13 protein-coding genes are annotated in these 14,662 nt (G+C 61.1%); 5 read left to right on the top strand and 8 right to left on the bottom strand.

The genetic code is table 11. The annotated features are described in order from the left end of the window. Window positions 1-146 precede the first annotated feature (146 nt). The 5 genes from flhC to F0P97_RS20445 all read right to left on the bottom strand — a co-directional run bounded on the left by flhC (window position 147) and on the right by F0P97_RS20445 (window position 4,964). Entirely contained in the window at window positions 147-698 is a 552-nt protein-coding gene (gene flhC / locus F0P97_RS20465; RefSeq protein WP_003052834.1) for a flagellar transcriptional regulator FlhC, read from the bottom strand. 38 nt (window positions 699-736) lie between these two features. After that, entirely contained in the window at window positions 737-1,063 is a 327-nt protein-coding gene (gene flhD / locus F0P97_RS20460) for a flagellar transcriptional regulator FlhD (RefSeq protein ID WP_003069145.1), read from the bottom strand. Between the two features lie 644 nt (window positions 1,064-1,707). Further along, window positions 1,708-2,619, bottom strand: a complete 912-nt coding sequence (locus F0P97_RS20455; RefSeq protein WP_182283737.1) for a sulfurtransferase — start codon at window positions 2,617-2,619, stop codon at window positions 1,708-1,710. Between the two features lie 207 nt (window positions 2,620-2,826). Further along, window positions 2,827-3,741: a DMT family transporter gene (locus F0P97_RS20450; RefSeq protein ID WP_182283736.1), complete on the bottom strand. Its 915-nt coding sequence runs from the start codon at window positions 3,739-3,741 to the stop codon at window positions 2,827-2,829. A gap of 83 nt (window positions 3,742-3,824) precedes the next feature. After that, window positions 3,825-4,964: an aromatic ring-hydroxylating oxygenase subunit alpha gene (locus tag F0P97_RS20445; protein ID WP_182283735.1), complete on the bottom strand. Its 1,140-nt coding sequence runs from the start codon at window positions 4,962-4,964 to the stop codon at window positions 3,825-3,827. A 434-nt stretch (window positions 4,965-5,398) separates the two neighbouring features. Here F0P97_RS20445 and xseB point away from each other — a divergent pair, with 434 nt between their 5' ends. From xseB to F0P97_RS20420, 5 genes are all read left to right on the top strand, one after another. Beyond that, window positions 5,399-5,638, top strand: a complete 240-nt coding sequence (xseB, locus tag F0P97_RS20440; protein ID WP_182287270.1) for an exodeoxyribonuclease VII small subunit — start codon at window positions 5,399-5,401, stop codon at window positions 5,636-5,638. 38 nt (window positions 5,639-5,676) lie between these two features. Then, complete coding sequence (locus F0P97_RS20435; protein WP_182283734.1) at window positions 5,677-6,618, top strand: polyprenyl synthetase family protein; 942 nt, start codon at window positions 5,677-5,679, stop codon at window positions 6,616-6,618. 65 nt (window positions 6,619-6,683) lie between these two features. Next, on the top strand, window positions 6,684-8,552 hold the full coding sequence (gene dxs, locus F0P97_RS20430; RefSeq protein WP_182283733.1) for a 1-deoxy-D-xylulose-5-phosphate synthase: 1,869 nt from the start codon (window positions 6,684-6,686) through the stop codon (window positions 8,550-8,552). A 214-nt stretch (window positions 8,553-8,766) separates the two neighbouring features. After that, window positions 8,767-9,849, top strand: a complete 1,083-nt coding sequence (gene dctP, locus F0P97_RS20425; RefSeq protein ID WP_182283732.1) for a TRAP transporter substrate-binding protein DctP — start codon at window positions 8,767-8,769, stop codon at window positions 9,847-9,849. Between the two features lie 187 nt (window positions 9,850-10,036). Next, window positions 10,037-11,119 (top strand): TRAP transporter substrate-binding protein, encoded by a 1,083-nt coding sequence (locus F0P97_RS20420; protein ID WP_182283731.1) that lies wholly within the window; start codon window positions 10,037-10,039, stop codon window positions 11,117-11,119. Between the two features lie 86 nt (window positions 11,120-11,205). Here the strand turns inward: F0P97_RS20420 and F0P97_RS20415 are convergent, their stop codons facing one another. The 3 genes from F0P97_RS20415 to F0P97_RS20405 all read right to left on the bottom strand — a co-directional run bounded on the left by F0P97_RS20415 (window position 11,206) and on the right by F0P97_RS20405 (window position 14,345). Beyond that, window positions 11,206-11,757, bottom strand: a complete 552-nt coding sequence (locus tag F0P97_RS20415; protein ID WP_182283730.1) for a hypothetical protein — start codon at window positions 11,755-11,757, stop codon at window positions 11,206-11,208. Window positions 11,758-11,863: 106 nt separating this feature from the next. Further along, window positions 11,864-13,705, bottom strand: coding sequence for a TRAP transporter large permease (locus F0P97_RS20410; protein ID WP_182283729.1), 1,842 nt, complete (start codon window positions 13,703-13,705; stop codon window positions 11,864-11,866). A gap of 19 nt (window positions 13,706-13,724) precedes the next feature. Next, window positions 13,725-14,345, bottom strand: coding sequence for a TRAP transporter small permease subunit (locus F0P97_RS20405; RefSeq protein WP_003069181.1), 621 nt, complete (start codon window positions 14,343-14,345; stop codon window positions 13,725-13,727). Window positions 14,346-14,662 lie beyond the last annotated feature (317 nt).

Below are 14,662 nucleotides of genomic sequence, written 5' to 3'. Positions count from 1 at the left end.
CCTTTTTTGCATGGCGCTAGCAGCTACGAAAGTTGCTATTTAAAACTGACGTGCTCCAAGGCGGAGGCAGCGAGCAAGCGCCGCCGCGCAGCGAGGCCGCCCCCCCCAGGGGGAAGCCGCAAAGCGGCTCAGGGGAAGTCAGCCCCTCAGTGAAGCATCAAGGACCCAGCGGCCTTGCTCTTGCCGGCGCGAGCGGGAGGATTGCACAGGCCGCACTGGTAGTGGCGCGCATTCTCGTAAGGCTCGGTCACGAACTGGCCCTTGCAGACCGAGCACTGGGTGCGCGTCAGCATCTGTGCATCGACAAACTTCACCAGGCGCCAGGCGCGGGTAAAGGACAGCAGCACCTCGAGTTCGGCAGCCTGAATCTGTTCGGTATAGAGGCGATAGGCCTTGGTCAGCTGCTCGGCCGAGTCCAGCTCCACGCCCTTGGACAGGTATTCGTAGATATTGAGAAACAGCGAGCTGTGGATGTTTTCCTGCCAGGTCAGAAACCAGTCCGTGGAAAACGGCAGCTGGCCCTTGGAGGGAGACTTGCCCGAGATTTCCTTGTACAGCCGGATCAGGCGTTCATAAGACAGCGTGGTCTCGGACTCCAGCACCTGCATGCGGGCACCCATCTCGATGAGCATGGCGGCGCGCTCGATTTGCTTGGATTCGTTCAGAACGCTTTTGGTGGCAGTCTTGGCGGCGGGCATCAATCTCTCCTTAAAACCAGGTAGTCGCTAGCGGGTGCTCAGAGCACTTCGGAGACACGGCTGGCCATCAGGATGTTGGCGTGCAGCGTATTGGTGGCGGCGTTGCCGATCTTGTTGCTGCTGTGGTTGGTCAGCAGGCTCCAGACCATTTCGTCGTCGGCGCGGAAGCTGGCGAGCAAGGTGTTGCGCGATGCCAGCTTGAGCACCTGGGCCGAAGACAGCGAGCCCAGCAGGTCGCAGGACTCTTCGTTCAGACCCAGACGGAACACAGCCTCGGCCTTGTCCTGGCGGATCAGGGTCTGGGCCAGCATCAGATAGGTGAGGTTGGCTTCGCGGATCTCGGCAAGCAGTTGTTCGTTGTTCATGGGTCCAGTCCTTTCAATCTCGACAGACCGTCACGGCGCACACAAACAAGACGTTAAAAGTGTTTCGATCTGTTGAAATGAATTGTGTTTCAAGCCCTGATCGAACTGAAGTCGGGGAGCGTCGGTATCGCCGGTCTGGTTTCACAGGCAGGCATGTAGGATTTCCCTTACTGCCTTGCCGTCTTTCGGGATGACTTGGAGTGCCGGGTGGGGGCTGACATTGCGTCAGGCCGGATTCCACTGGTGCATGTATTGTGAATCTGTCCGGAAGATGACAAACGAGCAAATAGGCGGCTTTTTATTCGGTATCTGATCGCCTATGAAAAAAGGCCGCTGGGATTGCCTGTGATAGCGGCCCGAATTCGGGCAGCCAGGCTGCATCGACATGCGAGTGCGGACATGGGCCTTGGCCATTGCGCCAAGGCCCGGAGCACCGAGAAGGAGTGGGCTTGGTCTGGCTTGGTCTGGCCTGGCTTGGCGCTGATCAAGCGCACCGCACCGCACCGCACCGCACCGAGTTTGCGCCTGTCTGCCGTGATCACCGTGAGCTCTGTCCGTGGCCCAGGGAGTGAAGCCGGCAAGCGCGGTGTGCGGGCATGTCAGTTCGAGGCCGGTGCCTGACGCGACACCGGCATGCGACAGGTTCAGCCCCGCTCGGCCGGCCGCGAAGGCTGGCTGCACCACTCGCTCCAGCTGCCGGCAAACAAGGCCGTGGGCGCAAAGCCGGCAATGCGCATGGCCAGCACATTGGGGGTGGCGCTGACGCCGCTGCCGCACTGGTGCACCACGCTGGAGGGATCGCGTCCGGCCAGCAACTGGTCAAACTCGGCCTTGAGCAGCGCTGCGGGCTTGAAGCGTCCGTCGGCGGCGATATTGCTGCTGAACGGGCGATTCAGCGCACCCGGAATATGGCCTGCCACGGGGTCCAGGGGCTCTACCTCGCCGCGGTAGCGGGCCGGGGCCCGGGCGTCGATGAGGGTCTGGGTGGCCTGACCCAGATCGGCCTCGACCTGATCTACGGTCTTGAGCGTCTCCAGCGGCTGGCCCAGTTCAAAGTTGGACTGGAAATGGCCGGGCTCTTCCCCGCTGCCCACCGCCTGGCCGGCCGCCTGCCAGGCCTGCAGTCCTCCATCAAGCACCGCCACGGCATCGTGGCCCGCCCAGCGCAGCATCCACCACAGGCGGCCGCAGTAATTGGCAGCGTTGCGGTCATAGACCACGGCCTGCATATTGTTGGCAAAGCCTATGGACGACAGCCAGGCGGAAAAGCGCTCGCGCGTGGGCAGGGGGTGGCGGCCACCGGAGGCCGACTGCACGCTGGTGGCAACCTGGCCGTCTTCGCCGGGGGCTCCGTGGGGTGCGCTGAGGTCTTTGTCCAGATCGGCGAACAGGGCGCCATCGATATGGACCTGCAGATACTGCTCGCGGCCGGCGGGCGGATTCATGAGGTCAAAGCTGCAGTCAAACACCATCAAGGGCTTGCCGCTGGCCTTGAGCCGGGCCAGCTGTTCGACGGAAATCAGGGTGTTGTAGTGCTCGGACGTCGAGTGGTTCATGGCTTGCTGCTCCAAAGATTGAACGGCTGCAGACGGCATGGCGTGCAGTCTTGCGGCATGCAGACCATTATGCGATCGGGCCGTAGCGCCCGAGCCCCGCCGCTTCATTGTTTGGATATGGCAAGCCGCGCAGATCCGGCGTGGACTGCGCGGCAGGCTGGGGCTGCTCACGTGCATGGCGAAGGCGCCAGGCACCGCTGGCACGGGCTAGCCCCTGGAGCGCAAGGCGGTTGCTGCGGCTCCGCTGGCGACGATGAGCGCGATGCCTCCCCAGCCGATCAGGGGGATGCTCTCGCCGAACAGCACCAGGCTGAGCAGGGCGGCAAACACAATGCCAGAGTACTGCAGATTGGCGACGACCAGGGTGTTGGTCTTGCTGCCGGCCGAGGCATAGGCCTTGGTCATGCAGACCTGGGCCACGGCGGCCAGCACGCCCACGGGCACCAGCCACAGCGCGCTCCAGCCGGGGAAGGGCGAGATGCCGGTGAACAGCATGGTGATGCCGCCGGCAACGGCCGAGCCCACCGAGAAATAGAACACCACGCGGGTTTCAGGCTCACCCAGGCGCGACAGCGTGGTCACCTGCATATATGCCATGGCCGCAAACATGCCGCCAAACAGGCCGCCGAGCGCAGCCACCCATTCGCTGGCCGGGGCACTGGTCGGGCGCAGCACCAGCAGCACGCCGACAAAACCCGCCACCACCGTGGACACCAGGCCCCAGGGGAAGGGCGGAATGGCGCGGCGGGTTTCGGGCTCGGCCGCATAGGATTTGCGAAGGGTATGGCGCATCCACAGGCCCTGTGCGATGAGAAACACCGCCATCCAGATGCTGCTCATGGAGTTCAGCGTGGTGGCCGTGGCCAGCGGCAGATGGCCGATGGCGTAGAACCAGGCACCCATGGAGATCACGCCGACAAAGCTGCGCCAGGCATGCTCGCGCGAGTACTGGGTGGTCAGCGTCACGCCGCTGCGCCTGGCCAGCCAGATCAGCAGCGCCATGCTGACCAGACCGCGGTAGAACACGATCTCCGCCGCATTGAAGTCCTGGGAGGCAAACTTCACACACACACTCATGACCGCAAAAATCAACGCGGCCAACACCATCCACAGGGCTTGCATATCTCACTCAATTCAGCATAAAAAATAGCTGCTGTGCTTATGGGGTAAGCGATAGCAGCTATCAGTCTTGAGGTTTACCTCATTCAGCGTTGGGGAACGCTGTCACCCATGATGCGGCGATACCACTCATGGAAATGTTGCATGCCGTCTTCCATGGGGCTCTGATAGGGGCCGACCTCGTTGTCGCCGCGTTCATACAGGGCCTTGCGGCCACCGTCCATGCGTTCGGCGATCTCGTCGTCCTCGATGCAGGTTTCCATGTAGGCGGCCTTCTGGGCCTGCACGAACTCGGGCTCGAAGGCGGCGATTTCCTCGGGGTAGAAGAACTCCACCACGTTCAGCGTCCTGTCCACGGCCAGCGGGTGCAGTGTCGAGACGGTCAGCACATGCGGATACCACTCCACCATGATGTGCGGGTAGTAGGTCAGCCAGATGGCGCCGCGATCGGGCAGCTCGCCGTTGCGGTAGGCCAGCAGCACCTCGTGCCACTTCTTGTAGATGTCCGAGCCCGGGTTGCCGAAGCTCGGAGCCACGCCCACGGTCTGCACCGAGTACTCGCTGGCGAATTCCCACTTCAGATCGTCGCAGGTGACGAAGTTGCCCAGACCGGGGTGGAAGGGGCCGACGTGATAGTCCTCCAGATAGACCTCGATAAAGGTCTTCCAGTTGTAGTTGCACTCGTGCATCTCGACATGGTCGAGCACAAAGCCGTCGAACCGGAGCTGCTCGCGCAGCTTCATGCCGGCCAGATCGGCCTCGATGTCGCGGCCGTTGTCCTCGAACAGCAGTCCGTTCCACTCGCGCAGCGGGTAGTTGTTGAGGTTCAGGCAGGGGTCGTGGCTGAAATGCGGGGCGCCCAGCAGCTCGCCGCTGGTGCTGTAGGTCCAGCGGTGCAGCGGGCAGACGATGTTGCCGCCGGCATGGCTCTTGCCTTCGGACAGCAGATTGCCGCGACCCTTGAGCATCACGGCCTGGCGGTGACGGCAGACGTTGGAGATCAGCTCGATCTCGCCTTTGGCATTGCGTACCAGCGCTCGCCCCTCTTTTTCCTGAGGCAGGGCGTAGTAGTCGCCTATCTCGGGAACGGCCAGCTGGTGGCCCACGTAGCGCGGGCCGCGCTTGAAAATCGTTTCCAACTCGCGCTGGAACAGCGCTTCGTCGAAATAACTTGAAACTGGTAGTTGGCTTGCGGCCTGCTGCAGTTGAAGACTTAAATCAGTCATGGATGACCTGACCTAAAGACTCCCCACAGGGAGGGTGCACGTGCGCACACGGTAAAAAACGAAACCGGCCTTGTCTGGACATGGGCCTCAGGCAATAGGCGGTGGCGCATGGCCTGCCGACTCGTTTGCCCGACCAGGATGACCAGGCACGGGGCCGGCTTGACGGGAATGGGATTATAGGCTGTGGGGTTATTTCCGTTTTTCTGGTACGTGTATTGACGTTGTTTCGTCCATGGGGCGGTGGCTCCTGTCAGAAAGCTGCCAGCCACTCGCAAACCGCGGCAGGTCGTCAGAAAGGCCGGCACGGACAGTGTCGACCTGGCCGGAGGTCACATCCAAGACATCTCGCGCCAGCCGGCTTTGCGGGCATTGCGCGCCAATGGTGCAGGGGCGCCTAAAATCGTCGCTTCCGTCCAACATTGACCACACCATCCATGCCCAAGGCCGCTGCCGCCAAAAAATCTGAACAGCCTGCCAGCTATGAAGCTGCCTTGCAGGAGCTGGAGCAACTGATTGCACAGATCGAATCCGGTCAGCTGCCGCTGGAGCAGATGCTCAGCGGTTACCAGCGCGCTGCGGAGCTGCTTGGTTTTTGCCGCAGCCAGCTCGAGGCCGTGCAGGAGCAGGTCAAGGTATTGGACGAAGGCAAGCTATCTGCCTGGACCCAGGACTGATCCCGGCGTCCGCGCTTTTTGCCTTGAAGATGCAGCCCATGAATGAATCAATGATTGCCGAACCATCGATGCCTTTGAACGAGGGCAAGCCTGCCCTTGATTTTTCCGTCTGGATGCAGGAGCGACTGGCGCGCACCGAAGACGCGCTGTCGCGCTGGGTGGGCATCAATGCACCAGCGGGTCTGGGCGAAGCCATGCGCTACGCCGTGCTTGATGGCGGCAAGCGCTTGCGACCGCTGCTGGTCTGGGCGGCAGCGGAGGCGGTAGGTGGTCTGGCTGCGGCCACGCTGCGCGCCGGTTGCGCCGTTGAGCTGATTCACGCTTATTCCCTGGTCCACGACGACATGCCCTGCATGGACAACGACACCATGCGCCGTGGCAAGCCCACCGTGCATGTGCAGTTTGGCGAAGCCTCGGCCCTGCTGGCCGGCGATGCTCTGCAGGCCTTGGCGTTCGAGCTGCTGCTGCCTGAAGACGAAGGCATTCCCTGCTCCATGCAGGCCAGGCTGTGCCGCCTGCTGGGCGCGGCGGCGGGCAGCCAGGGCATGGCCGGCGGCCAGGCCATCGACCTGGCCAGCGTGGGCAGGCAACTGAGCGAGGCGCAACTGCGCGAAATGCACCGCCTCAAGACCGGTGCGCTGCTGCTGGGCAGCGTGCTCATGGGGGCTGCCTGCAATGCGCAGACCGATGCCAGGGCACTGGTCGCGCTGACCGACTATGGTCAGGCGCTGGGCGTGGCTTTCCAGGTGGTGGACGACATTCTGGATGTGGTAGCTGACTCGGCAACGCTGGGCAAGACGGCCGGCAAGGACGCGGCCAATGACAAGCCCACTTTCGTGTCGCTGCTGGGGCTGGAGGCCGCGAGAGCCCATGCCGAGCAGTTGCGTCAGCAGGCTCATGCTGCACTGACGCGCAGCGGTCTGGCCGACACGCAGGCCTTGGGTGCACTGGCTGATATGGTCGTGCAGCGCACCCACTGAGATTTAATAGAGAAGCCCTGTAATCCAGTATTGGTAAACACTAGCAGCTATTAAAAATATAGAACATGTCCACGAATACCTCTTCCCTGCTGCACAACATCAACGATCCCGCAGATATGCGCCGTCTCTCGCGCTCCCAGCTCAAGAGCCTGGCCGCAGAGCTGCGCACCTATGTGATCGACAGCGTTTCCAGGACCGGCGGGCACCTCAGCTCCAATCTGGGGACGGTGGAGTTGACCGTGGCGCTGCACTCGGTGTTCAACACACCCTATGACCGCATCGTCTGGGACGTGGGCCACCAGACCTATCCGCACAAGATATTGACCGGCCGCCGCGATCGCATGGGCACGCTGCGCCAGTTCGGCGGCCTGTCCGGCTTTCCCCAGCGGGCCGAGAGTGAATACGACACCTTTGGCACAGCGCACTCGTCCACCAGCATCTCTGCGGCGCTGGGCATGGCTCTGGCTGCCAAGCAAAAGGGCGAAGACCGACGGGCCATTGCCGTGATCGGTGATGGCGCAATGACGGCCGGCATGGCTTTCGAGGCGCTGAACAATGGCGGCGTGCATGATGCCAACCTGCTGGTCATCCTCAATGACAACGACATGAGCATCAGCCCGCCCGTGGGGGCGCTCAATCGCTATCTGGCTCAGCTGATGAGTGGTCAGTTCTACGCCAAGGCCCGCGATGTGGGCAAGAGCGTCCTGAAGCAGGTGCCGCCCTTGCTGGAGCTGGCCAAGCGTCTGGAGCAACAGGCCAAGGGCATGGTCGTGCCTGCCACCATGTTCGAGCAGTTCGGCTTCAACTACATCGGTCCCATCGACGGCCATGACCTCGATTCGCTGATTCCCACGCTGGAGAACATCAAGGGTCTCAAGGGCCCGCAGTTTCTGCATGTGGTCACCAAAAAGGGTCAAGGCTACAAGCTGGCAGAGGCCGACCCCGTGGCCTATCACGGCCCAGGGAAATTCGACCCTGCCGTCGGTCTGGTCAAGCCAGCCACGCCTGCCAAGCAGACCTTCACCCAGGTTTTCGGGCACTGGCTATGCGATATGGCGGCCAAGGATCAGCGTCTGGTCGGCATCACGCCTGCCATGCGCGAGGGCTCGGGCATGGTGGAATTCCACAAGCGCTTTCCCGGCCGCTACTACGACGTGGGCATTGCCGAGCAGCATGCAGTCACTTTCGCTGGCGGCATGGCCTGCGAAGGCGTCAAGCCGGTGGTCGCCATCTATTCCACCTTTTTGCAGCGTGCCTATGACCAGTTGATCCACGACGTTGCGCTGCAGAACCTGCCCGTGGTGTTTGCGCTGGACCGCGCTGGTCTGGTGGGCGCTGACGGTGCCACGCACGCCGGTGCTTATGACATCGCTTTTGTGCGCTGCATTCCCAATATGAGCATGGCCTGCCCGGCCGACGAACGTGAAACACGCCAGTTGCTGACCACGGCCTATGAGCAGCATCACCCTGTCTGCGTGCGCTATCCGCGCGGCGCAGGTGTGGGCGTGACTCCGCTGGACAATCTGGAAGGTTTGCCCTTCGGCAAGGGCGAGATGCGCCGTGAGTCAGCTTCCAAAAAGGTGGCGATTCTGGCCTTCGGCAGCTTGCTGTACCCGGCCTTGCAGGCCGCCGAGGCCTTGGATGCCAGCGTGGCCAATATGCGCTGGGCCAAGCCTCTCGATGAAGAATTGTTGCTCCGGATCGCCGCCGAGCATGAACTCATCGTCACGCTGGAAGAAGGTTGCGTCATGGGCGGCGCGGGCAGTGCCGTCATGGAATGCCTTGCCGCCCATGGCCTGAGCAAGAGCGTGCTGCAACTGGGTCTGCCCGACGAGTTCATCGAGCATGGCGACCCCGCCAAGCTGCTTGCGCTGCAGGGGCTTGATGCTGCAGGCATCGAGGCCTCCATCCGCAAGCGTCTGGCTGCGGGCTGACGCAAGATGGACTTGGCTTGCGCAAGTCCAACGGATTGACACCGGGCCCTTCTATGAAGGGCCTTTTTCATTGCTTGTCGTCAAGAAAACTGACGGCAACCGTGAATCGCCACACGGCCGGCGTCTGCGTTCCTAGAATGCCTGTGGCTGTCGGCCTGTGATCAGACTGTTGCAGCCGGCTTGGCAATAGACAACTACTAGCGGAGAAATATTCATGGATCGTCGCTCACTCGTCAAACATGTGGGCATGGCCGGTGTGCTGGCAGCGGGCGTGGCTCCTGCGGTGCGCAGCCAGGAAGTGCTGCGCTGGCGCCTGGTGACGAGTTTTCCCAAAGTCCTGGACGCCATCTCTGGCGGGGCCGAGAAATTTGCGCAGTCGCTGCGCCTCATGTCAGGCGGCCAGATCGAGGTCAGCGTGAACTCTGCCGGCGAGCTGATGCCCGCGTTTGGCGTGATGGAGGGCGTGCAAAATGGCATGGTCGACATGGCCCTGACGGCACCGTACTACTTCACCGACAAGGACTACTGCTTTGCACTGGGTTGTGCCGTGCCCTTCGGTCTGACGGCGCGGCAGATGGATGCCTGGATGGAATATGGCGGTGGGCGCAAGCTCATGGATGATTTCTACGCCCAGTACAACATCAAGAGTCTGAGTGCCGGCAATACCGGCACGCAGATGGGAGGGTGGTACCGCAAGGAAATCAAGACCGTGCAGGATCTGCACGGCCTGCGCATGCGCGCCGGCGGCGGCTTGCTGGGCGATGCGCTGCAAAAGCTGGGAGTGCAGGCTGTCAACATGCCTATTGGCGACGCACAGCAGGCCCTGGAAAAAGGTCGTCTCGATGCTGTGGAATTTGTCGGCCCCTATGACGACCAGAAGCTGGGCTTCGGCAAGTTCGCGCCTTACTACTACTATCCGGGCTGGTGGGAGGGGGGCGCCGAGCTGGCCTATTTCATCAATGCCAAGGCCTTTGCTGCCCTGACGCCCGAGTTGCGCGCCATGGTGGAGGCTGCAGCGGCGCTGGCCGCCAAGGATCTGACAGCCAAGTACCTGGCCTACAACCCTGCAGCGCTCAAGAAGCTGCTCAGCGAACGCGTGCAACTGCGAGCCTTTCCGCGCGAGCTCATGGATGCAGGGTTCAAGGCCGTGATGGCCACCATGGCCGAGCATGAAGGCAAGTCGGCACAGTTCAAGAAAATTCACAGAAGCATGCGCGGATTTCAGCATGACCAGTTGCTCTGGGACCGTTTCTCCGAGTTCCGCTATGCCAGCTACATGAGTGCGGTACGGCTGTAGTGAGTGATTGTTTTCAATCGGGTGCCAGGCTTGATGCGCATCACTAGGTAGAACTTCTTAAGCGAACGGTCACTTTTTAGCGCTTGTGAAACGGTTGGCTCGTGTACATTTTGTGCCTGTTGCATAAAACAAGCTGGCATAGATCAGTGGTCTGTATCAGCTCAATTCGTTCCTCAAGGAGACTAAAGTGGATCGTCGTTCCATTCTGAAAAATGCCGGTATCGCCGGCGTGCTGGCCGCGGGTGCAGCACCTGCTGTTCACGCCCAGGCCGCTGTGCGCTGGCGTCTGGCCTCCAGCTTTCCCAAGTCGCTGGACACCATCTTCGGCAGTGCTGAAAAGCTGTCGCAACTGGTCAAGGCCATGTCGGGCGGCAAGTTCGAGATTTCGGTGCACCCCGCTGGCGAGCTGATGCCTGCTTTCGGTGTGGTGGATGCGCTGCAGGGCGATACCATTGACATGGCACAGACCGCTGCCTACTACTTCACCGGCAAGGATCCCGTCTTCGCCTTCAGCTGCGCCGTGCCCTTCGGCCTGACCGCACTGCAGATGAACGGCTGGAAGGATCATGGCAACGGCCGCAAGCTCCTTGATGCCTTCTTTGCCAAGTACAACTTCAAGACCGCATCGGCCGGCAACACCACGACCCAGATGGGTGGCTGGTACCGCAAGGAAATCAAGACCGTGGAAGACCTCAAGGGTCTGAAGATGCGTCTGGGCGGCGGCGTGTTCGGCGAGGCCATGGCCAAGCTGGGCGTGGTTGCGCAGAACATGCCTGCTGGCGATGTTTACCAGGCTCTGGAAAAGGGTACGCTGGACGCCGTGGAATTCGTCGGTCCCTACGACGATGAGAAGCTGGGCTTCAACAAGGTTGCGCCTTACTACTACTACCCAGGCTGGTGGGAAGGCTCTGCCGAGCTGGAGTTCTTCATCAACATCAAGAAGTACAACGCGCTGTCGCCCGAGAACAAGGCGATCCTGGACGCTGCAACCCGCGTGGCTGCCGCCGACATGACCAGCAAGTACCAGGTGCTGAATCCTCAGGCCATCAAGCGCCTGGTGGCCAACAAGACCCAGCTCAAGATGTTCCCCAAGCCCTTGATGGACGCCGGCTTCAAGGCCTCCATGGAAGTGTTTGCCGAGCACGAAGCCAAGTCGCCCGAATTCAAGAAGATCCACCAGGACATGCGTGCCTTCCAGCGTGACCAGATTCTGTGGAACCGCTTCTCCGAGTATCCCTTCAATCAGTACATGGCGACTGCCAAGATCTGATTTCGGTCGGCCTCAAGACTGCCAGCGCCATGCGCTGGCTGCAAAAAAACCGCAGCTTGCTGCGGTTTTTTTGCATGCGTCCGAAATTATGCGAGCCTGAGTTGAGCGGCTCCTGCGTCGGACAGCGCAAACAGTAAATCCTCCAGGGCTTCGACAGGTGCAGAGCCAAGGTCTATGGTTGCTTTCACTCCTCCTGCAAGGGCTTGCGGGTCTGACATGAAGTGAACGACTTGCTGCAGCCCCGCCTCATCCGGCTCGTTCTCATCGTCCCCATCAAACCAGTCGTTGAACCAGTCGATGAGCGCCTTGGAGGCCTTCTCTTCCGCCAGACCCTGCACTTCCAGCGACAGCCAGTCCCAGACAAAGGGCTGCAGCTCCACTGCGGAATTACCGATGCGGAAATGAATGGGTTCGAACTCGAGCCGTGTCTGTGAATCCACTTGTACAGGTTTTGCGCTGTCTTCCGATACGGGGATGGCATCGACACGGCAGGGCAGATTCCATGCACCTTCGGTGGCCAGCGTTCCATCGCTGTTGCGATAGGCCGGCTCCACATATGAGTCCTGAGCATTGGCTGCCTGTGACAGCAGGTCTGCGTATGGTTGACGGATGGCCGTCAGCAATTCGGCGATGGTCATGTCGGTTTCCTGGGAAAGCAGCAAATCTATCACTCGGCAATCTCTGCTCAATGAAAAAAGCCCCGGCTCTGGCGAGACGGGGCTGTATCAACGAAGGGGCGCCGGTTTACTTGCTCGCAGGAGCTGCGTTCAGTGAATCCTGCAAGGCCTTGGCCGGATCATCCGAGCCATAGCCGCCCGCATCGGGTGCGGCCGGGGCAGGCTGGCTGCCCTCGGCAGGGGCTGCGGGTACTGCAGAGCCTTCTTCGCCGCCCTCAGGGGCCCCGAAGGGGTTGTCTGCGCCATAGCCGCCGCCAGCATCGTTGAGCTGGTTGAGCATCTCGTCACCCACCTTGTTCATGTCCACGACCACCGGTTTGTCGAGCGCGCCGGTCACGATGCCGGGGAAGGCGATGAGCACACCCACCATCACCAGCTGAATCAGCACAAAGGGTATGGCACCCTTGTAGATCTGCATGGTGGTGACGGGCTCGATGACCTTGTGCGTGACCTTGTCGACGTATTGCTTGTCTGGCGCAACCGAGCGCAGGAAGAACAGTGCAAAGCCGAAGGGCGGATGCATGAACGAGGTCTGCATGTTCACGGCCAGCAGCACGCCGAACCAGATCAGGTCGATGCCCATCTTCTCGGCCACGGGCCCCAGCAGCGGCACCACGATGAACGAGAGCTCAAAGTAGTCGAGGAAGAAGGCCAGGAAGAAGATCATGATGTTGACCACGATCAGAAAGCCCACCTGGCCGCCGGGCAGGCTGGTCAGCAGATGCTCCACCCACTTGGGGCCGTCGGCGGCCTGGAATACCAGGCTGAAGGTCGTGGCGCCTATCATGATGAACATCACGAAGCTTGCCAGCTTGGTGGTCGAGGCCAGGGCCTGCTTGAGCAGGTCCATGTTCAGGCGTCGGCGGGCAAAACCCATGATCAGTGCCGCCATGGCTCCCATGGCGCCGCCTTCGGTGGGAGTCGCAATGCCCAGGAAAATGGTGCCCAGCACCAGGAAGATCAGCAGCAGCGGAGGGATCAGCACAAAGGTCACGCGCTCGGCCAGCTTGGACAGCAGGCCCAGCTTGAGGACCCGGTTGAGCGAGGCGATCACGAAGGCGATGAATGTGCCGCCGCACATGGCGGTGACGATTTTCTCGTCAGTGGGTACATCCAGCACTTCCTTGCCCTGCCACCAGGTGTGCAGGTCGGCCATGTGATTGGCCAGGAAGATGGCCACGATGGTCGAGATGCCCATGACCACGGCCAGCGAGGTATAGCCGCCGTTGCCATTGGCTTCGCGATAGATGCGTGCCTCCACAGGCAGGGCAGGCACCATCTTGGGCTTGAAGATGGCCAGAATCACCACCCACAGCACATACAGGCCCATGAGCATGAAGCCAGGAATGAAGGCGCCCTTGTACATATCGCCCACGCTCTTGCCCAACTGGTCGGCCATCAGAATCAGTACCAGCGAGGGCGGGATGATCTGTGCCAGCGTGCCCGAGGCTGCAATCACGCCGGAGGACAGGCGACGGTCATAGCCATAGCGCAGCATGATGGGCAGAGAGATCAGGCCCATGGAGATCACCGAAGCAGCAACCACGCCGGTGGTGGCGGCCAGCAGTGCACCCACAAAGATCACGGCCAGCGCCAGGCCGCCGCGGATGGGGCCGAACACCTGGCCGACTGTGTCAAGCAGGTCCTCTGCCATGCCTGAGCGTTCGAGAATCAGGCCCATCAAGGTGAAAAAGGGAACGGCCAGCAAGGTGTCGTTGGCCATGATGCCGATCAGGCGCTGGGGCAGCCAGGCCATCACGGATGAAGGGAAGACCCCCAGTTCGATGCCCAGAAAGCCGAAGGCCAGGCCTGCTGCACCCAGGCTGAAGGCCACGGGAAATCCCAGCAGCAGAAAGCAGATCAGCCCCGCAAACATGATGGGGGCGTAGTTGGTAGCGATAAATTCCATCGATTGTCTCCCGCTACCGTTATGCCTTGGCCTGGGCGGCCAGCGCCTCAGCCTGCTTGCGATCGGCTTCGGCACGCAGGGCCTCGGCCAGTTCTTCCTCGGCGCTCTTGTCGCTGAGCTTGCCCATGGGGTCGGGGCCGTCACCGGTCAGGAAGGCAATGCGCTTGATCAGTTCGGAGATGCCCTGCAGCAACAGCAAGGTGATGCCCACAGGAATCGCCGTCCATACGGGCCAGCGGATCAGCCCGCCGGGGTTGCCCGACATTTCGCCGGACTGGTACATCTGAATCACCACCGGCATGCTCAGCCACAGAATGGTCAGGCACAGCGGGGTGAGAAAGAAGGCAAAGCCGATGATGTCGATCCAGACCTGGGCCTTTTTGGACAGACGGCTGTTGATCACGTCGATGCGCACATGCTCGCGATGCAGCAGGGTGTAGCCCGCAGCAATCAGAAATGACCATGCGAACAGATACCACTGGACTTCCAGAAAGGCATTGGAGCTGGTGTCAAAGGCCTTGCGAACAATGGCGTTGGCGGCGCTGATGAAGGTGGCGGCAAATATCAGCCAGATGGAATATTTGCCGACAAAGGCGTTGAGCCTGTCGATAGCCCTGGACAGGGCGAGTAAAGCCTGCATGGTGTCTCCAAAAAGTAGGCTGTGTATGCGTCGCGCTGTTGGGGCTGGTAAGCCTCAGGGCGATCTGAGTTTTTGAACCAAACTGGAGATTCTACGGACGCAGGTATAGTGTTTTTTACAAATGCGCACGCAAATGTGGCGCCCGAGCGTCAGTTGTGCTTGCTATGCGTACGATAGCTGGAAGTGCATGGCTGGTGCAGCTTAGATGATTGTTTTATTGAGGTATTTTGGGTTTGTCATGGGCTTGCTTGGTAGTGTGCGCCTGCTGTCGTCGAGGGTGTTTCACACCGGAACTAGGGCAAATCCGTAGAGAGCCA

The sequence above is a fragment of the Comamonas testosteroni genome, assembly GCF_014076415.1.
GTDB lineage: Bacteria > Pseudomonadota > Gammaproteobacteria > Burkholderiales > Burkholderiaceae_C > Comamonas > Comamonas testosteroni_F.
This window is presented reverse-complemented; position numbering and strand designations above follow the sequence as displayed.